Raw genomic sequence first — 17,386 nt, forward strand, 5'->3', positions numbered from 1 at the left:
GACGCTATCCGACCAGTGCGGTCAGGCCCCCATCGCGTGGAAGCCGCCGTCGACGTGCACGATCTCGCCCGTCGTCGCCGGGAAGAAGTCCGACAGCAGCGCGCACACGGCCCGTGCCGTCGGCGTCTGGTCGGTGTTGTCCCAGCCGAGCGGCGAGCGCTCGGCCCACATGGAGTCGAGCTCCTCGAAGCCCGGGATCGCCTTGGCCGCGAGCGTCTTGAGCGGACCGGCCGAGACCAGGTTGCAGCGGATGCCGTGCGGGCCGAGGTCGCGGGCCAGGTAGCGGGAGGTCGACTCGAGGGCGGCCTTGGCTACGCCCATCCAGTCGTAGGCGGGCCAGGCCACGGTCGCGTCGAAGGTCAGGCCCACGACCGAACCGCCACTGCCCATCAGCGGCTGGCAGGCGGTCGCGAGCGACTTCAGGGAGTACGCCGAGACCTGGACGGCCTGGGCGACGTCGTCCCAGGGACCCTGCAGGAACTTCCCGCCGAGCAGGGTCTCGGGGTTGCCGTAGGCGATGGAGTGCACGACGCCGTCCAGGCCGTCCACGTGCTCGCGCACCAGCTCGGGCAGGCGCTCGAGGTGCTCGGGGTCGGTCACGTCGAGCTCGAGCACCGGCGGTTCGGTCGGCAGCCGCTTGGCGATCCGCTTGGTGATGCCGAGCGCCCGGCCGAAGTTGGAGATGAGCACGGTCGCGCCCTGCTCCTGCGCCACCTTCGCCGTGGCAAATCCGATGGAGGAGTCCATCGTGACGCCGGCGACCAGGATCCGCTTGCCGTCGAGAATGCCCATGTCAGTTCCCTCTGTCGTGTTCCGTTGGTCGAGCTTGTCGAGACCTAGTGGCCCATGCCGAGGCCGCCGTCGACGGGGATCACGGCCCCCGTGACGTACGCCGCGCCGTCGCTGGCCAGCCAGGTGACCGCTGAGGCGATCTCGGCGGTCGACCCGTAGCGGCCGAGCGGCACCTGGGTCTTGATGGCGGACTTCTGGTCGTCGGTGAGGACCGCCGTCATGTCGGTCTCGATGAAGCCCGGGGCCACCACGTTGGTGGTGATCGAGCGGGAGCCGAGCTCGCGGGCCAGCGAGCGGGCCATGCCGACCAGCCCGGCCTTGGACGCGGCGTAGTTGACCTGCCCGGCCGAGCCGAGGAGACCGACGACCGAGGAGATGAAGATGATCCGGCCGCGGCGGAGCCGCAGCATGCCCTTGGCGGCACGCTTGGCCAGCCGGAAGGAGCCGGTCAGGTTGGTGTCGATGACCGAGGACCAGTCGTCCTCGGACATCCGCAGGATGAGGGTGTCGGCGGTGATGCCGGCGTTGGCGACGAGCACCTCGACCGGGCCGTGCGCGGCCTCGATCTCGGCGAAGGCGGCCTCGACGGCGGCCGCATCGGTGATGTCGCAGCGGACGTCGAGGGCGCCCTCGGGAGCCCCGCCGTTGCGCGTGGTGACCGCGACCTGGTCGCCGTTGGCGATGAACGCCTCGGCGATGGCGCGACCGATTCCGCGGTTGCCGCCGGTCACGAGGACCGAGCGCGGCGCTGCCGCCTGGACGGTGTCGGTGTTGTCCGGGGTGCTCTGGCTCACGTCGAGGACGCTAGCGACTACCCAGGAGTAGACCTAAAACCCTCACGGGCTGAGACGGACTGGTCAGTCGTCCTCGAGGCGGAAGCCGACCTTGAGGCCGACCTGGAAGTGCTCGACGGCGCCGTCCTTGACCTGACCGCGGACCTGGGTCATCTCGAACCAGTCGACGTGGCGCAGCGTCTTGCTGGCGCGCTCGATGGCGTTGCGGATCGCCTGGTCGATGCCGTCGGGCGACGTGCCGACGATCTCGCTGACGCGGTAGGTGCGGTTGCTCATGAGTGCCTCCTGGTGGGCGAGCCCGGTGGGGAACGGACTGTGAGCGTACCGACGTAGGATGGCGGCATGGCCCGGACCCACAGCCACAGCCGCAGGGCGCGCGAGGCAGAGCCGGTCCGCATCACGACGGCAGCCACCAACCGCGCCGACGACATCGCCGCGCGCCAGAAGCGCTACCTGCTGTCCATGGGCATCCGGACGGTCTGCTTCGTGGGGGCCGTCGTCGCCGCCCTGGCGCACCTGGAGTGGCTGTGGCCGATCCTGATCGCCGGCGCGCTGATCCTGCCGTACGTCGCCGTGGTGATGGCCAACAATTCCGGTTCCGGATCCGACGGGTTCGAGCTGCTGGACGCCGATTTCGGCCGTGCCCAGCTGCCTCCGGGCACGGATTCGGGACGCCACTCCGGCGACGACGGTATTTGACTTCCTCGGCGCAGGTGACAGAATCCTCGGCGCGAGCTGGGTCTCCCCCGTCTCAGTTCGCGGTGGTGCCGGACGGCTTCCCCCGTGGCTGTCCGGCACTGCCCATTTCCCGACCTTTTCGTGGGAGGACGGCATGACCGAGACCCCCACCTGCTCCGGCAAGGGCTGCCAGTCCGAGGCCGTCTGGGCGCTGTTGTGGAACAACCCGAAGCTGCACACCCCCGACCGCCGCAAGGTCTGGGTCGCGTGCGCGGAGCACCGGGCCGGCCTGGCCGACTTCCTGACCGCGCGGGGATTCCTGCGCGACGTCGTGCCCGTCGCCGAGGCGCCGGTCGACCAGGGCCCCGAGGGCGGCCGCTAGCGCCCGTCAGCCGCCGATCGCGGACATCGGGCGGTCGGGCTGGAGGAACGTCGGGTCGTCGATGCCGTGCCCGGGCAGCTTGCCCGCCATCGCCACGACCCAGCGGTCGGCCAGCTCCTCGTCGCTCGCACCCGAGCGCATGGCCAGGCGCAGGTCGGACTCCTGCCGGGCGAAGAGGCAGTTGCGGACCTGGCCGTCCGCGGTCAACCGGACCCGGTCGCAGTCACCGCAGAAGGGCCGCGTGACCGAGGCGATGACCCCGACCGTGCCGGGCCCGCCGTCGACCATGAACAGCTCGGCGGGCGCACTCCCCCGCGGCTCGCTGGCCGGGGTGAGCACGAAGGCGGACTCGAGCCGCTCGAAGATCTCGTCGGCGGTGACCATGGCCTCGCGGCTCCAGCCGTGCTGGGCGTCGAGCGGCATCTGCTCGATGAAGCGGAGCTCGTAGCCGCGGTCCAGGCACCAGCGGAGCAGCTCGGGCGCCTCGGTGTCGTTGACGCCGCGCAGCAGCACGGCGTTGATCTTGATCGGGCCGAGGCCGGCGGCCTGCGCCGCCTCGAGGCCCGCGACCACGTCGTCGAACCGATCGCGGCGGGTGATCTCGAGGAACGTCTCGGGACGGATCGTGTCGAGGCTGACGTTGATCCGGTCCAGGCCCGCGTCGGCCAGGGCCTGGGCGGTGCGCGAGAGCCCGAGCGCGTTGGTGGTCAGCGACGTCTCGACGCCCAGCTCGTGGGTGCGGCGGACGATGTCGACCAGCCCACGGCGTACGAGGGGCTCGCCGCCGGTGAAGCGCACCTCGCGCACCCCGAGACGCTCCACCGCGATGCGCACGAGGCGGACGACCTCGTCGTCGGAGAGCACGGTCTCGTCGGGCAGCCAGTCGAGTCCCTCGGCCGGCATGCAGTAGGAGCAGCGCAGGTTGCAACGGTCGGTCAGCGACACGCGCAGATCCGTCGCCACACGGCCGTAGCGGTCCTCGAGCGCACGTGTCATCACACCCGCGAGTCTACGGGCGCACCCGCGCCGGGGCGTCGCCCACCGCCCGGATAGCCTCGCTGGGTGCGATCGTTCCTGTTCCTGGTCAGCCGACGGTGGCTGTCGTTCGCGGTCGCCGTCGTCCTGATCGCCTGGGCGTGCTGGTGGCTCGGCGAGTGGCAGTTCCACCGCCTCGAGGACCGCAAGGCCAGCAACGCGATCGTCGAGCGCAACGAGTCCCTGCCGCCCGCGCCCGTGGCTTCAGTCCTGCGCCCCGGCTCCGGCGTGTCGGACCGCGACGAGTGGCGTCTGGTCACTGCCACCGGGACCTACGACACCGACCACACCGTCGTGCTCCGCTACGCCACGCGGGACGGGCAGTCCGGCGTCGACGTGGTCGTCCCCCTCGTCACGGCTTCGGGTACCGCCCTGCTGGTCGACCGCGGCTGGACCCCGTCGGACAACCGCGGCGGCGACACCTCGACGCTGCCCGCCCCACCGTCGGGGCAGGTCACCGTGACCGGCTGGGTGCGGGTGGACGCGACGGGCGACAGCGCGGCCGTCACCGACCTGTCGACCCGGGCGATCTCGAGCGTCGAGATCGGCAAGGCGATCGACACGCCCGTCTACGGCGGCTTCGTCGACCTGAAGTCCGAGGACCCGCCGGCCGCCGACACCCTCGAGCCCACCGAGCTCCCCGAGCTCGACAACGGCCCGCACTTCTTCTACGGCCTGCAGTGGTGGTTCTTCGGCGTCCTCGCCGTCTTCGGCTTCTTCTACCTCCTCTACGACGAGCGCCGCGCCCTGCTCCGCGGCGAGACGTCGGCCGCTGCCGAAGCGATGGCCGAGCGGAAGCAGAAGAAGGCGGCGAAGCAGGCCCAGAAGCAGAAGGTGCGGGCCGCCTACCAGCGGGCGTACGCCGCCGAGCGGGAGGCCAAGGCCGGGGAGGACTGACGCCCTGCCCGGTCAGTGCGCGTCGCGGTAGTCCTCCAGGATCGCCTCGACGACCCGCCGCGCCTCGCGCTCCTCGGGCTCGTCCCCGTCCTCGACAGCGTTGGCGAGGTTGCTCAACGTCTTCCAGAGAGCCCACCCACGGCCCCGCGACCAGGTGGGTTCGTCGATGTCGAGGCGTTCGCGCAGGAGCCGCCTGCCCTGGCGGGTCAGGAGGGTCCACGCGATGGCGAGGTCGCAGGAGGGATCCCCGACCCCGCAGGTGCCGAAGTCGATCACCGCGGTGAGCCTGCCCCCGTCGAGCAGGAGGTTCCCGGGTGCCATGTCGCCGTGGAACCAGACGTCCACCCCGTCCCACCGGGCCGCCAGGGCGTCGTCCCAGGCGGCCGTGGCCAGGTCGACGTCAATGTGGCCGTCGAGCTTCGCGAGCGAACCCCGGGCGTACGAGTCGAACGTCCGCAGGGTCGCGCCGCGGAACCAGTTGTGGACGCCGGGCTGGGGGCCGTCCGTCGCGTCGATGCGCCGGAGTGCCCCGAGGAAGCCGACCACGTCCTCGGCGATGCCGGACGGGTCGATCGTCGCCGCCCGGTCGGCGGCCTCGCCGGGGAGCCATCCGTAGACCGACCACGGGAAGGGATATCCGGCACCCGGCCGTCCCAGGCCGAGCGGGACCGGGACCGGGAGGGGTAGCCGCTCCCCCAGCTCGGGGAGCCAGCGGTGCTCCTTCTCGACCGCGAGCGCGTACTCCGCAGCGCTGGGCAGTCGGACGAGCAGGTCGTCACCGAGGTGGAACGTGCGGTTGTCCCAACCGGGCTTGCTGACCGGTGCGACGGGCCGCTGCGACCACTGCGGGAACTGCTCCGCGACCAGCCGGCGGACGGTCTCGACGTCGACGGTCAGCCGCTGTGGCGGTGCTCCGAGGTCCGGCACCTCGTCGGTCGTCTCATCACTGTGCGAGCTCACGGCCCCGCACAGTACCCAGCGGCCTCCGGCCGTGCTACACGACCAGAAGGTATCGAAGGGACTGACGTCAACAAACGCCTCGTCATCGGACCCTGCAAGGAATCTTGATTCGCTACAGCCTGTTGCGTTCGTACATATGTTCGATTAGAATCAGGCATGGCCCATATCCCGGTGACCGACCTCGACGCAGGCGACACGCTCGCGCTGCTCGGGGACGTGGTCACGCGGCGGCGGCAGGCCGAGGTCGAGGACCTGCTCCTGGTGCTGCACTGGTGCGACCTTCACGCCTCCGACCCCCGTGACGATCCGCGGCCGGACCCGACGATCCCGCTGCCGCCGGGCTCGGACCGCCTGGTCGACCTCGGTGGGGAGGGCACCCCGCGGGTCCGGGAGCTGTCACTGTGCGAGCTCGGCATCGCCCGCGGCGTCCACACCCTCTCCGCCCGCGCAGCCGCCGCCGACGCGCTCGACCTGCGGCACCGACTCCCCCAGACCTGGACTGTCACCCGCACCGGCCGCGCCGAGCCCTGGCTGGCCCGCAAGGTCGCCGTCCTGACCCGCGACCTGCCCCTGGCCCTCGTCGACCTGGTCGACCAGGCCGTGGCCCGGGCCATCGGGTCCCAGTCCCCCGCCCGGGTGATCGCCCTGGTCGAGGCCAAGATCATCGAGGCCGACCCCGCCACCCACGCCACCCGCCTCGAGGAAGCCCGCCACCGCCGCTACGTGTCCCTCTCGCGCACCGACGCGGTCGGGCTGCGGCACGTCATCGCCCGCGTCAACGCCGGCGACGCCGCCTACGTCGACGCCGTCGTGACCCGAGTCGCCGACATCCTCGCCACCCGCCCCGAGCACGCCGACGCGCCCCGCGACCTGCTCCGCTCCCTGGCCTTCGGCTGGCTCGCCCGCCCCGCCGAGCTCCTCCAACTCCTCCTCGAACACACCGAGCAGCCAGAGGACGCCGAGCCTGTCGAGGACCACACCCCGCGGGCCCTGGCGTTCCCCGCCGACCTCCTCGACGCCCTGAAGTCGGCCAAGCCCGAGACGTTCCGGCCCACGTCGATCCTCTACGTCCACCTCCACGAAGCAGCCCTCACCGGCACTGCCAGCGGTGTGGCGCGGGTCGAAGGCATCGGCCCGGTCGCCCTCGCCCAGCTGACCGAACTCCTCGCCCACACCCGAGTGAGCATCAAGCCGGTCATCGACCTCAAGGACCTCGTCTCCAGCTGCGCCTACGAGCACCCCGAGGCCATCAAGGAACGCATCCACCTCCGACAACCCCTCGACTGCTTCCCGCACGCCACCCGGGTCTCGCGGAAGGTCGACGTCGACCACCCCGTGCCCTACCGACCCACCGGCCCACCCGGCCAGACCAGCAGCCACACCGGCCGACCACTCTCCCGGACCGCACACCGCGCCAAGACCCACCTCGGCTACCGCGTCGCCACCACCGGGACCGGCGAGACACTCTGGCGTACCCCCCAGGGACTGCACCGCCTCGTCGACGCCGCCGGCACCCACGAACTCACCGAGACCGACGCCCGGGCATGGCTCAGCCCCGACCCCCTCGACCGCGCCCTCGTCCGCCTCCAGCACCAGTTCCACACCGGACAGCTCACCCTCGGCGCCGGCAGGAGCGACACGTCGCACCGGTGAAGGCCGACCGGATCGGGAGTTCCGCGAGGCGCGCAGGCACAGGAAACACACAGGCGAGGCTGCCAAGGTGCCCTCATGCACCCTGCGACAGAGAAGTCGACCGGCGGGCTCCAGCGTGCGTTCGTGGACGCCTACGCCGAGGCGAGCGGACGGACGACCACCGAGAGCCCCGTCCTGCCAGTGACGGGAGGGCCGGCCGGCAACGTCCTGCTGACCGCGTGGACGGGCCTGGTGCTGCTCGTCCTGTCGGTCGCGGAGCTGCTGACCCTCTTCGACGTGCGGGGGCTGATCTCGTGGCACGTCGCTCTCGGCGCGTTGCTGGTGCCGCCGGCGGTGATGAAGACGGCGAGCACCGGCTGGAAGATGGCGGGCTACTACCTCGGCCGGACGCCCTACCGCGAGGCCGGCCCACCGCCGCTCCTGCTCCGGGTGCTCGGCCCACTCGTGGTCGTCTCGACGCTGGGCCTGCTCGCCACGGGCGTCCTCCTGATCCTGCTGGGCGAGGAGTCCGCACGTCAGGACCTGCTCACGGTGCTCGGATTCCGCATCGACTGGATCACCCTCCACCAGGGCTTCTTCGCGGTGTGGGTGGCTGCCGCCGGGCTGCATCTCCTGAGCCGGCTCGTCCCGGCGCTCCGCCTCACCATCCTGCCCGGGCAGCACCCAGCCACCGGGGTGCCCGGGCGCTGGACGCGCCTGCTGTGGTTCGCGGCGATGGCGGCCTCGGCCGCAGCGCTCGCCGTGGTGCTCGTGCACACCGAAGGCACGTGGGGTTCCCTCCCCCGACCCTGACGTTCCCAGGTCGAGGCCCGAGCGACGTATCACCCGCCACCTGACGCCCCTCCGTCCGGGAAACGATCCTCGGAGGGAGGTGACCGGCATGGCCGCATGGGTCGCCGTCGAGCAGGAGTCCGGCACGTCCGCCGGGCGCGCGCACGTGCACCGCCACAACGGCTACTACGCGGGCGAGTTCACCGCGAGGGAGCAGGTCGGACCCGCCGGCTGGAGCGTCCCGATCGCGCCGTTCGACGCCCCAGCGGGCGAGGTCGGGGCCTACGCCTTGGCGTACGCCGCGACGCCGGTGTCGTAGAGCACGCAGGCCTCGTCGCCCACGACCCAGGCGTCGTGGCCGGGTTCGATGAGCACGACGTCGCCGGGGCCGATGGTGCTCTCGGTGCCGTCGTCCATGCGGATCACCATCTGGCCCGACACGCAGATGCCGGTGTGGCGGACCTGGCAGGACTCGGTCCCGGCGATCGGCTTGACGTCCTCCGACCAGCGCCAGCCGGGCTCGAAGGTGCCCATGCCGAGGGTGAAGTCGTCGAGCGTGACGACGTCCATGTGACCGTGGGCCCGGAACGGCCGGACCTCGTTGGGTGTGGCGATGTTCAGTGATGACACGACTACCTCCAGGTGTGCAGGGCCGTCCCCGGGCGACCCCAATCTAGGCCGGTCACGGCCTCCCCGGAATCGCCCATCTGGATCGTCTGCGGGCCCCTACAGCGCCTCGGCCGGCGCGTCCTGGATGAACTGCGTCCGGTAGAGGTCGGCGTACAGGCCACCGGAGGCGAGGAGCTCGGCGTGGGTGCCGGCCTGGCTGATCTTGCCGCCGTCGAGGACCAGGATCCGGTCGGCGTTGCGCACGGTCGAGAGCCGGTGCGCGATGACCAGTGACGTGCGCCCCTCGAGCGCGGCGTCGAGCGCCCGCTGGACGGCGGCCTCCGACTCGCTGTCGAGGTGCGCCGTCGCCTCGTCCAGTACGACGATCGCCGGGGCCTTGAGCAGCAGCCGGGCGATCGCGAGCCGCTGGCGCTCGCCACCGGACAGCCGGTAGCCGCGGTCACCGACGACCGTGTCGAGGCCGTCGGGCAGCCCACGCACCAGCGGGGCGATCTGGGCGGCCTCGAGCGCGTCCCAGATCTCCTGGTCGCCGGCCTCGGGTCGGGCATACAGCAGGTTGGCGCGGATCGTGTCGTGGAACATGTGGGCGTCCTGGGTGACGTAGCCGACCGCGTCCTCGAGAGACTGCAGCGTGACGTCGCGGACGTCCTGCCCGCCGACCCGCACGACGCCGCGCTCGGCGTCGTACAGGCGGGCGACGAGGTGGGTCACCGTCGTCTTGCCGGCGCCCGAGGGCCCGACCAGCGCGATCATCTGGCCCGGCTCGGCGACGAAGGAGATGTCGGCGAGCACCTGGCCGCTGTCGCGGGACTCCTTGCGGGCCACGCCCTCGAGCGAGGCGAGCGAGATCTCGTCGGCGCGGGGGTAGGTGAAGGCGACGTGGTCGAACTCCAGGCGCGAGGCGGTCGGCGGCAGGGCGACGGCGTCGGGCTTCTCCTGGATGAGGGAAGGCAGGTCGAGCACCTCGAAGACCCGCTCGAAGCTGACCAGTGCGGTCATCACGTCGATCCGGACGTTGGAGAGCCCCTGGAGCGGGCCGAGGAGGCGGACCAGCAGCGTGGCGAGGGCCAGCAGGGTGCCGACGGTGAGGGTGCCGTCGAGAGCGAGGTGGCCGCCGACGCCGTACACCAACGCGGTCGCGAGCGCCGGCACAGCCAGCATCGCGGCCACGAACACCCGCTGGATCAGGGAGATCTGGACGCCGAGGTCGCGGACCCGCCCGGCCTTCGAGGCGAACTTCACGTCCTCGTCGTCGCGGCGGCCGAAGAGCTTGAGCAGCATCGCGCCACCCACGTTGAAGCGCTCGGTCATCGCGTTGCCCATGTCGGCGTTGCCGTCCATCTGCTCGCGCGTGAGGCCGGCGAGCCGGTTGCCCACCCAGCGCGAGGACAGGAACAGCACGGGGAACAGCAGCAGGCACAGCAGGGTGACCTGCCAGCTCAGCGCGATCATCGCGATGCCCACGACCACGACCGAGATGGCGTTGGAGACGGTGCCGGACAGGGTGGAGGTGAACGCCCGCTGGGCACCGATCACGTCGTTGTTGAGGCGCGAGACCAGCGCGCCGGTCTGGGTGCGGGTGAAGAACGCGAGCGACTGGCGTTGCACGTGGGCGAAGACCTGCACCCGCAGGTCGTAGATCAGGCCCTCCCCGATCCGCGACGACAGGTAGCCCACGACGACGCTCAGCAGGGCGTCGGCGAGCGCCACACCGGCCATCGCCAGCGCCAGGATCGTGACGAGACGGCCGTCGCCGCCGAGGATGCCGTGGTCGACGATGCGCTTGACCAGCAGCGGCGAGACCACGACCAGTCCGGCGTCGACGACGGTGAAGACGAGGAACAGCGCGATCAGCGTCCGGTGCGGACCGGCGTAGCGGAAGACGCGACGGACGGTGCCGCGCGCCAGGCGCTGGTCGACGGCGCTGCGGTCGGTGCGCATCGCCCGGAAGGCCGGGCCCATGCCCATCATCGACATCAGCTGCCTCCATCTCCGCCCTGCAGCCGGGCCAGCTCGCGGAACCGGCGGACCTGGGCCTCGCGCTCGAAGCGGCGCTGCTCGTCCAGGTCGCGCCCCGACGCCGCCTGCAGCAGCGCCTTGGTCTCCGACACCGCCCCGGCCATCGGGGCGGTCAGGGCGGCGACCAGGTGCTCGACGGTGGTGTCGAGCTCCTCGGCGGCGACCACGGCCTGCGCGAGCCCGATCTCGACGGCCTCGGCCGCGTCGACCATCCGCGCAGTGGCACAGATCTCCAGCGCCCTGGCATAGCCAACGCTGTCGACGAGCGGCTTTGTTCCCGCGAGGTCGGGCACCAGCCCGAGCGCGGCCTCCTTCATGCAGAACTGCGCGTCGCTGGTGACCACGCGCAGGTCGCAGGCGAGCGCGAGCTGGAAACCAGCGCCGATCGCATAGCCCTGCACCGCGGCGATCGAGACGAACCGCGGGTCGTGGAGGAAGGTGAAGCCCTGCTGGTAGGCGTCGATCGTGGACGAGATGTCCGCGTCGTCCATCGCGAGCAGGTCGGCGACGGTCTCGACGCCCTCGGCGGCGGCGCCGGGCGCGAGCATGGCGCGGTCCAGGCCCGCGGAGAACGAGTGCCCCTCGCCGCGCAGCACCACGACCCGGGTCTCCTCGGGCAGCGCCGCGCCGATCGCCGCCAGGGCCCGCCACATCGCCGGGGTCTGCGCGTTGCGGACGTCGGGACGGTCCAGCGTGATCGTGGCGACCGCCCCGGACTGGTGGAGACGGAGGCCGGCGGCCGCGATCGCGTCAGGTGTCATGCCCGGAGTCTAGGAACCCCGCGCACGCCGGCCTCAGGCCAGGGACACCAGGTCGGCGTAGTCGTCGCTCCACAGGTCCTCGTCCCCGTCCGGCAGGAGCAGCACGCGGTCCGGCTCCAGGGCGCGTACGGCGCCCTCGTCGTGCGTCACCAGGATGATCGCGCCCTCGTAGGTGCGGATCGCCGCGAGCACCTCCTCGCGGGAGGCGGGGTCGAGGTTGTTGGTGGGCTCGTCGAGCAGCAGCACGTTGGCGCTGGAGACGACCAGCGACGCGAGCGCGAGGCGGGTCTTCTCGCCACCGGACAGCACGCCGGCCGGCTTCTGGGCGTCGTCCCCGGAGAAGAGGAACGACCCGAGCACGCTGCGCGCCTCGGTGTCGGTGAGCTGCGGAGCGGCGCTCTGCATGTTCTCCAGCACGGTGCGGTTGGTGTCGAGGGTCTCGTGCTCCTGGGCGTAGTAGCCCAGCTTGAGCCCGTGCCCCGGGATCACCTCGCCGGTGTCCGGCTTGTCGACGCCCGCGAGGATGCGCAGCATCGTGGTCTTGCCGGCACCGTTGAGCCCGAGGATGACCACGCGGCTGCCCTTGTCGATGGCCAGGTCCACGTCGGTGAAGACCTCGAGCGAGCCGTAGGACTTCGACAGCTCGCTCGCGGTGAGCGGGGTCTTGCCGCAGGCGGCCGGCGAGGGGAACTTGATCTTCGCGACCTTGTCGGCCGCGCGCTCGCCCTCGAGCCCGGACATCATCTTCTCGGCGCGCTTGAGCATCGACTGGGCCGCCGTGGCCTTGCTGGCCTTGGCCCGCATCTTGTTGGCCTGGTCGGTGAGCGTCTTGGCCTTGCTCTCGGCGTTGGCACGCTCGCGCTTGCGGCGACGCTCGTCGGTCTCGCGCTGGGTGAGGTAGGCCTTCCAGCCCATGTTGTAGACGTCGATGACGCCGCGGTTGGCGTCGAGGTGCAGCACCTTGTTGACCGTGGTCTCGAGCAGGTCGTTGTCGTGGCTGATCACGATCAGCCCGCCCTTGTGAGACTTCAGGAACTCCCGCAGCCACACGATCGAGTCGGCGTCGAGGTGGTTGGTCGGCTCGTCGAGGAGCAGCGTGTCCGCGCCCGAGAACAGGATGCGCGCGAGCTCCACGCGGCGGCGCTGGCCGCCGGACAGGGTCTTGAGCTGCTGGCCGAGGATCCGCTCCTCGATGCCGAGGCTGTTGGCGATCTGGGCGGCCTCCGACTCGGCCGCGTAGCCACCACCGGCGTGCAGCTCGGCGTCGGCGCGGGAGTACTGCCGCATGGCCTTCTCCGCCACGTCGGGGTCACCGCTGGCCATGTCGGTCTCGGCGGCCCGGAGGCGTCGTACGACGTCGTCGAGACCGCGCGCGGACAGGATCCGGTCGCGGGCGAGGACCTCGGGGTCGCCGATGCGGGGATCCTGAGGGAGATAGCCGACCTCGCCGGTCGCCTGGACGTTGCCCGCAGCGGGCAGCGCCTCCCCCGCGAGGATCTTGGTGAGGGTGGTCTTGCCGGCGCCGTTGCGGCCCACCAGACCGACCTTGTCGCCGGCGGCGACCCGGAAGCTGACGTTCTCCATGAGGAGCCGCGCGCCGGCACGGACTTCGAGCTGGTGGGCGGTGATCATGAGGGTGGTTAGTCTAGGCGCGGCTCACCGCCCCGCACGAACTGAGCAGCCCCCGGAGGACCCATGCGCTTCAACCCCAAGGCCCGCCTGGACACCCAGCGCATGGGCGACGCCGGCCGCGGCCGGGGTGGCCGAGCGGGCGGGGGCGGCGCCAGCATCCCGATTCCGGGTGGCGTGCGCGCCGGCGGCGGGATCGGCGGCGTGATCATCGTCATCCTCTACCTCGTCCTGACGCAGTGCCTCGACAACGGCGGCGGCGGCACGACCAGCGGCCTCGACAGCAGCCGCTTCACCGGCGCCGACACCGGCCGCTACACCTCCTGCAAGACCGGTGAGGACGCCAACAAGTCCGCCGACTGCGCCCGGGTCGCCGTCGAGAACTCCCTCTACGACTACTGGTCCAGCACCCTGCCCGACCAGGCCGGCACCGACTTCACCGCCGAGGCGGGCATCGAGACCTTCACCGACGCGATCGACACCGGCTGCGGCAACGCGACCTCGGACGTCGGGCCGTTCTACTGCCCCAACGACCAGTACATCTACCTCGACACCAGCTTCTACAAGGCCGTGCTCCAGAAGCAGCTCAACGGTCCGAGCGGCGACTTCGTGGAGCCCTACGTGATCGCCCACGAGTACGGCCACCACATCCAGAACCTCCTCGGCACCATGAGCCGGGTCAAGACCCAGCAGGGCCCCAAGTCCGACTCGGTGCGCCTGGAGCTGCAGGCCGACTGCTACGCCGGCATGTGGGCCAAGAACGCCACGTCCACCGACAACGCCGACGGCGTGGCGCTGATCGAGTCGCTCAGCGACCAGGACATCCAGGACGCCATCGCCGCGGCCACCGCGGTCGGCGACGACCGGATCCAGGAGGAGGTCAACGGCCGGGTCAACCCCGAGCAGTGGACCCACGGGTCGGCGGCGTCGAGGGTGAAGTGGTTCATGACCGGCTACCAGCAGGGCTCGCTCAAGGCCTGCGACACGTTCGCCACCAACGACCTCTAGGGCGCTGCGCCCTCCATCAGGGCCTCGATCTGCGGGAACTGCCGCTGGAGGGCGCGCAGGTGCGGCGCGACGGCCGGGTGGCGGTACTTCCCGGCGAGCGCTCCCTCTCCCCCGGCCACCCGGGCCAGCGCCCACTCGGCACGGTTGAGCACCGTGACGACCGCGGTCACCCGGGCCCCGAGCGCGACCTGCTCGCGCGTCGCGAGCCCGTCGGGCATCCCGAGGAGGTAGGCGTCGAGCAGTGGCTCGAAGTCCTCACGTGCCGAGAGCATGAAGTAGCCGAGGTCGGCGCCGACCGGGCCGTGCCCGAGGGTGCCCCAGTCGAGCGCCACGACGTCGTCGCCCTCGCGGCCCGGCAGGTTGGCGGGCACCGGGTCGCCGTGCTGCGCGACCTGCGGCAGGGCGTCGAGCGCGTCCAGGAGCGACGTACGGCGCCCCCAGAGGTGCTCGGCGACGTCGGCGACCGTGGTCCGGGCGAGGGCGCGCCAGCCGCCGCGGCGCTCGACGCGCGCGAGCCGGTCGCGGAGCTGGTCGCGGGCCAGCCAGGGCGCGTCGCCCAGGTCGGCGCCGGCGAAGCGGCCGAGGCCGTGGGCACAGAACAGGCCGCTGTTGGCGGAGTCCTCGACCCAGTCCTGGGTGAGCGTGATGCCCTCGACGTCCTCGGCGACCGACGTCCGGACCGGGCAGCGCAGGCCCGGTGTCGCCCCGACGAGACCGCTGGTGACGACGTCGGCCGCACGCCGCCAGTAGGCGAAGTGGTGCGGGTCGCTGAGCTCGGCGGGGTCGTTCTCGAACGGCGCGGCCAGCCGCTTCACCACCACGGGCTGGTCACCCAGGACGGTCCGCCAGACGCCGACCGTGGACGTGCCGGACCCCGCCGGCATCGGATGCCACCCCGTCTCGGGCTGCCACATGCTTCGGACGCTAGCCGATGTCGCGCCCCGCGTAGCGCCACCACGCGGTGACCAGCACCGCAGCGGCCACACCGGTCAGGACCAGTGCGGGCGTGGCGGCGAAGGCCACGACCGGCATCGCCGGGCTGTGGGCGTAGGGCGAGAGGCCCACCAGCCAGCCCGGCAGGTGCAGGAGGTCGCCGAGCTGGCCGACGACGAAGCAGGCGCCGAGGACGCCCCAGCCCAGCGGTGCCCACCTGCTGTCGACGGCGAAGAGGAGCACGGCGACGGCCAGCACGGTCCAGACCGCGGGCGCCTGGGCGAGCGCCGCCTCGACCAGCCCGGGGGCGTCCCGGCCGAGGCCGACGCCGGTGGCCAGCCCCGTGACCGCCAGCAGCCAGGCGGCACCCCCGGTCGCCACCGCCGTGGACGCCACGAAGGCCCGGGTGCGGGAGGTGGCGGTGGCGAGCACCTGCTCGGTGCGGCCGTCGTGCTCGTCGGTGCCGCCGTGGCCGACCACCGCGAGGCCGAAGCAGGTGATGACGACCGCCGCGATCGACAGGACGGCGGCGAGCAGGGCGTCCTCGAGGGCACCCGCTCCCCCGATGCTCTCGATCATCCGGCGACCCGCGTCGGTGTCGAGGAGGTCCTTCACGCCCGGGGCGATCGCACCCATCACGCCGCCCATCGCCGCGACGCCGAGGGTCCAGGACAGCAGGGCGGTCCGGTGCACACGCCAGGCCAGCGCGAAGGCGTCGCCCAGCCGGGCCCCGCCCTGCGCCGGTCCGGGGCGGGCGGGGACGATGCCGGAGCCGAGGTCGCGGCGGTTCCGCAGCAATTGCGCGGTTGAGGACAGGCCGAGGGCCAGACCGACGTCGAGCAGCAGCACCCACCAGCGCGGGTCGCGCCACGCGCTGAGGCGGGTCGACCAGCCGAACGGCGAGAGCCAGCTGAGCCACACCGGCCCGGTGTCGCCGACGGCGCGGAGCAGGTAGAGGACGGCCAGGGCGCCGCCCGCGAGACCGGCGCAGGTCCGGCTGCTGGCCGAGAGCTGGCACGCGACCGCCGTCAGCGCGGCCGCGACCAGTCCGATCCCGGCCCAGGACGCGCCGAAGGCCACGCTGCCGGTCAGCGGGAGGCCGCCCGCCACGTCCGCTGCCGCGGCGAGCACGCCGACGGTGGCGGCGATCGACGTACCTTCCAGGAGGGCGGCGGCCAGCAGCGCGTCCGGCCCGATGGCGGTGCCGCCGAGCAGCTCGGCGTGACCCGACTCCTCCTCGCCGCGGGTGTGGCGGCGCACCACGACGAGCAGCAGGAGCGCGACGATGACGGCGTAGAGCACCGTCAGCTTCGTCATCGCGAGCTCGCCGAGGCTGGTCACGTCCAGGATCGGCCCGTAGAGCGCGACGATCGCGGGGCTGGCGTTGATCGCGCGCGCGGCCGACACCCGGTCCGCGACCGAGGGGTAGAGGCCGGCGGTCGCGGCGGCGGAGGCGTAGACGACGAGCACCAGGAGGCCGATCCAGACCACCAGCAGGATGCGATCGCGCCGGACCGCCCGTCGCGTGAGCGCCAGGGTGCCGGTGAAGCGGTTCATGCTCGGTAGGCGTCGAGGAAGAGCTCCTCGAGGGTGGGCGGCGTGCTGGTCAGGGCGGTGACGCCGGCGCGGGTCAGCTCGCCCAGCACGTGCGGCAGGGCCTCGGGCGAGACGGTGCAGGTGACGGTGTGTCCGTCGACGGCCAGGTCGTGGACGCCGGGGGTGCCGGCCAGGTCGGGGATCGTGCCGTCGAGCTGTGCCCGGATCCGGCTCCGGCGCAGGTGCCGGAGGTCGTCGAGGCTGCCGGACTCCACGGTCCGCCCCTCGCGGATGATGGTGACCCGGTCGGCGAGCCGCTCGACCTCGCTCAGGATGTGGCTGGACAGCAGCACGGTCGTCCCCGCCGCCACCCGCTCGGCGACGCAGTCGGCGAAGACCTGCTCCATCAGCGGGTCCAGGCCCGACGTCGGCTCGTCGAGCACCAGCAGCTCCACGTCGACGGCCAGCGCCGCGACGAGGGCGACCTTCTGCCGGTTGCCCTTGGAGTAGGCGCGACCCTTCTTGGTGGGGTCGAGCGCGAAGCGCTCGAGGAGCTCGGCGCGGTGCCCGGCGCGTGGGTCGGCGCCGCGCATCCGCAGCAGCATGTCGATGGTCTCGCCGCCCGACAGGTTGGGCCACAGCGCCACGTCGCCGGGCACGTAGGCCAAGCGCCGGTGGATCGCGACCGAGTCGCGCCACGGGTCGAGGCCGAAGACCGTCGCGCTGCCCGCGTCGCAGCGCAGCAGCCCGAGCAGGGCGCGGAGCGTCGTGGACTTCCCGGCCCCGTTGGGCCCGAGGAAGCCGTGCACCTCGCCGGCCTCGACCGTGAGGTCGAGCCCGTCCAGCGCACGATGGGTGCCGAAGCGCTTCACCAGGCCGCGGACCGCGATCGGCGTCGTCACGACTCC

At 72.2% G+C, this 17,386-nt stretch carries 19 protein-coding genes; 7 read left to right on the forward strand and 12 right to left on the reverse strand.

All coding sequences use genetic code 11. From position 1 onward, the window contains the following. Positions 1-21 precede the first annotated feature (21 nt). The 3 genes from fabI to FB382_RS09060 all read right to left on the reverse strand — a co-directional run bounded on the left by fabI (position 22) and on the right by FB382_RS09060 (position 1,862). Positions 22-792 carry an enoyl-ACP reductase FabI gene (fabI, locus tag FB382_RS09050; RefSeq protein ID WP_182538533.1) on the reverse strand — a complete coding sequence of 257 codons (771 nt, stop codon included), beginning with the start codon at positions 790-792 and terminating at the stop codon, positions 22-24. 44 nt (positions 793-836) lie between these two features. After that, a complete protein-coding gene (fabG, locus tag FB382_RS09055; RefSeq protein WP_182538535.1) occupies positions 837-1,586 on the reverse strand; it encodes a 3-oxoacyl-ACP reductase FabG in 750 nt (249 codons plus the stop codon). 63 nt (positions 1,587-1,649) lie between these two features. Next, positions 1,650-1,862 (reverse strand): dodecin, encoded by a 213-nt coding sequence (locus FB382_RS09060; protein ID WP_125036157.1) that lies wholly within the window; start codon positions 1,860-1,862, stop codon positions 1,650-1,652. A gap of 66 nt (positions 1,863-1,928) precedes the next feature. Between FB382_RS09060 and FB382_RS09065 the strand changes: the two genes are divergently transcribed. Together FB382_RS09065 and FB382_RS09070 are read left to right on the forward strand one after the other, a co-directional pair. Next, on the forward strand, positions 1,929-2,285 hold the full coding sequence (locus FB382_RS09065; protein WP_182538537.1) for a DUF3099 domain-containing protein: 357 nt from the start codon (positions 1,929-1,931) through the stop codon (positions 2,283-2,285). Positions 2,286-2,418: 133 nt separating this feature from the next. Next, positions 2,419-2,646 (forward strand): hypothetical protein, encoded by a 228-nt coding sequence (locus FB382_RS09070; protein WP_125036159.1) that lies wholly within the window; start codon positions 2,419-2,421, stop codon positions 2,644-2,646. Between the two features lie 6 nt (positions 2,647-2,652). Here FB382_RS09070 and moaA read toward each other — a convergent pair whose 3' ends face one another. Beyond that, on the reverse strand, positions 2,653-3,642 hold the full coding sequence (moaA, locus tag FB382_RS09075; RefSeq protein ID WP_182541433.1) for a GTP 3',8-cyclase MoaA: 990 nt from the start codon (positions 3,640-3,642) through the stop codon (positions 2,653-2,655). Positions 3,643-3,708: 66 nt separating this feature from the next. Between moaA and FB382_RS09080 the strand changes: the two genes are divergently transcribed. Then, positions 3,709-4,578: an SURF1 family cytochrome oxidase biogenesis protein gene (locus FB382_RS09080; protein ID WP_182538539.1), complete on the forward strand. Its 870-nt coding sequence runs from the start codon at positions 3,709-3,711 to the stop codon at positions 4,576-4,578. A gap of 12 nt (positions 4,579-4,590) precedes the next feature. Here the strand turns inward: FB382_RS09080 and FB382_RS09085 are convergent, their stop codons facing one another. Continuing rightward, positions 4,591-5,538, reverse strand: coding sequence for a phosphotransferase (locus FB382_RS09085; RefSeq protein ID WP_182538541.1), 948 nt, complete (start codon positions 5,536-5,538; stop codon positions 4,591-4,593). A 156-nt stretch (positions 5,539-5,694) separates the two neighbouring features. Between FB382_RS09085 and FB382_RS09090 the strand changes: the two genes are divergently transcribed. The 3 genes from FB382_RS09090 to FB382_RS09100 all read left to right on the forward strand — a co-directional run bounded on the left by FB382_RS09090 (position 5,695) and on the right by FB382_RS09100 (position 8,281). Next, positions 5,695-7,191: a hypothetical protein gene (locus tag FB382_RS09090; protein ID WP_182538543.1), complete on the forward strand. Its 1,497-nt coding sequence runs from the start codon at positions 5,695-5,697 to the stop codon at positions 7,189-7,191. A gap of 75 nt (positions 7,192-7,266) precedes the next feature. Further along, the gene (locus tag FB382_RS09095) at positions 7,267-7,983 is read left to right on the forward strand and encodes a hypothetical protein (RefSeq protein ID WP_182538545.1); all 717 of its coding nucleotides are present in this window, start codon (positions 7,267-7,269) and stop codon (positions 7,981-7,983) included. Positions 7,984-8,071: 88 nt separating this feature from the next. Next, positions 8,072-8,281, forward strand: coding sequence for a hypothetical protein (locus tag FB382_RS09100; protein WP_182538547.1), 210 nt, complete (start codon positions 8,072-8,074; stop codon positions 8,279-8,281). Here FB382_RS09100 and FB382_RS09105 read toward each other — a convergent pair. The 4 genes from FB382_RS09105 to FB382_RS09120 all read right to left on the reverse strand — a co-directional run bounded on the left by FB382_RS09105 (position 8,245) and on the right by FB382_RS09120 (position 13,004). Continuing rightward, complete coding sequence (locus tag FB382_RS09105) at positions 8,245-8,592, reverse strand: cupin domain-containing protein (protein ID WP_125036166.1); 348 nt, start codon at positions 8,590-8,592, stop codon at positions 8,245-8,247. The two genes, FB382_RS09100 and FB382_RS09105, sit on opposite strands and share 37 nt — an antisense overlap. A gap of 96 nt (positions 8,593-8,688) precedes the next feature. Beyond that, entirely contained in the window at positions 8,689-10,569 is a 1,881-nt protein-coding gene (locus FB382_RS09110; protein WP_220481303.1) for an ABC transporter ATP-binding protein, read from the reverse strand. After that, positions 10,569-11,372: an enoyl-CoA hydratase/isomerase family protein gene (locus FB382_RS09115; RefSeq protein ID WP_182538549.1), complete on the reverse strand. Its 804-nt coding sequence runs from the start codon at positions 11,370-11,372 to the stop codon at positions 10,569-10,571. Before FB382_RS09115 ends, FB382_RS09110 begins: the two co-directional genes overlap by 1 nt. A gap of 33 nt (positions 11,373-11,405) precedes the next feature. Continuing rightward, a complete protein-coding gene (locus FB382_RS09120) occupies positions 11,406-13,004 on the reverse strand; it encodes an ABC-F family ATP-binding cassette domain-containing protein (RefSeq protein ID WP_125036168.1) in 1,599 nt (532 codons plus the stop codon). 63 nt (positions 13,005-13,067) lie between these two features. Here FB382_RS09120 and ypfJ point away from each other — a divergent pair, with 63 nt between their 5' ends. Beyond that, positions 13,068-14,009 (forward strand): KPN_02809 family neutral zinc metallopeptidase, encoded by a 942-nt coding sequence (ypfJ, locus tag FB382_RS09125; RefSeq protein ID WP_182538551.1) that lies wholly within the window; start codon positions 13,068-13,070, stop codon positions 14,007-14,009. Here the strand turns inward: ypfJ and FB382_RS09130 are convergent. Genes FB382_RS09130 through FB382_RS09140 form a run of 3 tightly spaced genes read right to left on the reverse strand, consistent with a single transcriptional unit; the run spans position 14,006 to position 17,380 of the window. Then, positions 14,006-14,923, reverse strand: a complete 918-nt coding sequence (locus tag FB382_RS09130; protein ID WP_182538553.1) for an aminoglycoside phosphotransferase family protein — start codon at positions 14,921-14,923, stop codon at positions 14,006-14,008. The genes ypfJ and FB382_RS09130 overlap by 4 nt on opposite strands. Before the next feature lie 10 nt (positions 14,924-14,933). Continuing rightward, positions 14,934-16,499 (reverse strand): ABC transporter permease, encoded by a 1,566-nt coding sequence (locus tag FB382_RS09135; protein ID WP_182538555.1) that lies wholly within the window; start codon positions 16,497-16,499, stop codon positions 14,934-14,936. Then, the gene (locus tag FB382_RS09140; protein ID WP_182538556.1) at positions 16,496-17,380 is read right to left on the reverse strand and encodes an ATP-binding cassette domain-containing protein; all 885 of its coding nucleotides are present in this window, start codon (positions 17,378-17,380) and stop codon (positions 16,496-16,498) included. Before FB382_RS09140 ends, FB382_RS09135 begins: the two co-directional genes overlap by 4 nt. Between the last annotated feature and the right edge of the window lie 6 nt (positions 17,381-17,386).

This window comes from Nocardioides ginsengisegetis (genome assembly GCF_014138045.1).
Lineage (GTDB): Bacteria > Actinomycetota > Actinomycetes > Propionibacteriales > Nocardioidaceae > Nocardioides > Nocardioides ginsengisegetis.

What these genes read in the sequence shown, in the direction of transcription:
- moaA (WP_182541433.1), bottom strand. Translation starts at nt 3,642, where the DNA reads ATGACACGTGCGCTCGAGGACCGCTACGGCCGTGTGGCGACGGATCTG.
- FB382_RS09110 (WP_220481303.1), bottom strand. Translation starts at nt 10,569, where the DNA reads ATGTCGATGATGGGCATGGGCCCGGCCTTCCGGGCGATGCGCACCGAC.
- fabI (WP_182538533.1), bottom strand. Translation starts at nt 792, where the DNA reads ATGGGCATTCTCGACGGCAAGCGGATCCTGGTCGCCGGCGTCACGATG.
- FB382_RS09095 (WP_182538545.1), top strand. Translation starts at nt 7,267, where the DNA reads ATGCACCCTGCGACAGAGAAGTCGACCGGCGGGCTCCAGCGTGCGTTC.
- FB382_RS09065 (WP_182538537.1), top strand. Translation starts at nt 1,929, where the DNA reads ATGGCCCGGACCCACAGCCACAGCCGCAGGGCGCGCGAGGCAGAGCCG.
- FB382_RS09100 (WP_182538547.1), top strand. Translation starts at nt 8,072, where the DNA reads ATGGCCGCATGGGTCGCCGTCGAGCAGGAGTCCGGCACGTCCGCCGGG.
- FB382_RS09135 (WP_182538555.1), bottom strand. Translation starts at nt 16,499, where the DNA reads ATGAACCGCTTCACCGGCACCCTGGCGCTCACGCGACGGGCGGTCCGG.
- ypfJ (WP_182538551.1), top strand. Translation starts at nt 13,068, where the DNA reads ATGCGCTTCAACCCCAAGGCCCGCCTGGACACCCAGCGCATGGGCGAC.
- FB382_RS09115 (WP_182538549.1), bottom strand. Translation starts at nt 11,372, where the DNA reads ATGACACCTGACGCGATCGCGGCCGCCGGCCTCCGTCTCCACCAGTCC.
- FB382_RS09130 (WP_182538553.1), bottom strand. Translation starts at nt 14,923, where the DNA reads ATGTGGCAGCCCGAGACGGGGTGGCATCCGATGCCGGCGGGGTCCGGC.
- FB382_RS09060 (WP_125036157.1), bottom strand. Translation starts at nt 1,862, where the DNA reads ATGAGCAACCGCACCTACCGCGTCAGCGAGATCGTCGGCACGTCGCCC.
- FB382_RS09090 (WP_182538543.1), top strand. Translation starts at nt 5,695, where the DNA reads ATGGCCCATATCCCGGTGACCGACCTCGACGCAGGCGACACGCTCGCG.
- FB382_RS09070 (WP_125036159.1), top strand. Translation starts at nt 2,419, where the DNA reads ATGACCGAGACCCCCACCTGCTCCGGCAAGGGCTGCCAGTCCGAGGCC.
- FB382_RS09120 (WP_125036168.1), bottom strand. Translation starts at nt 13,004, where the DNA reads ATGATCACCGCCCACCAGCTCGAAGTCCGTGCCGGCGCGCGGCTCCTC.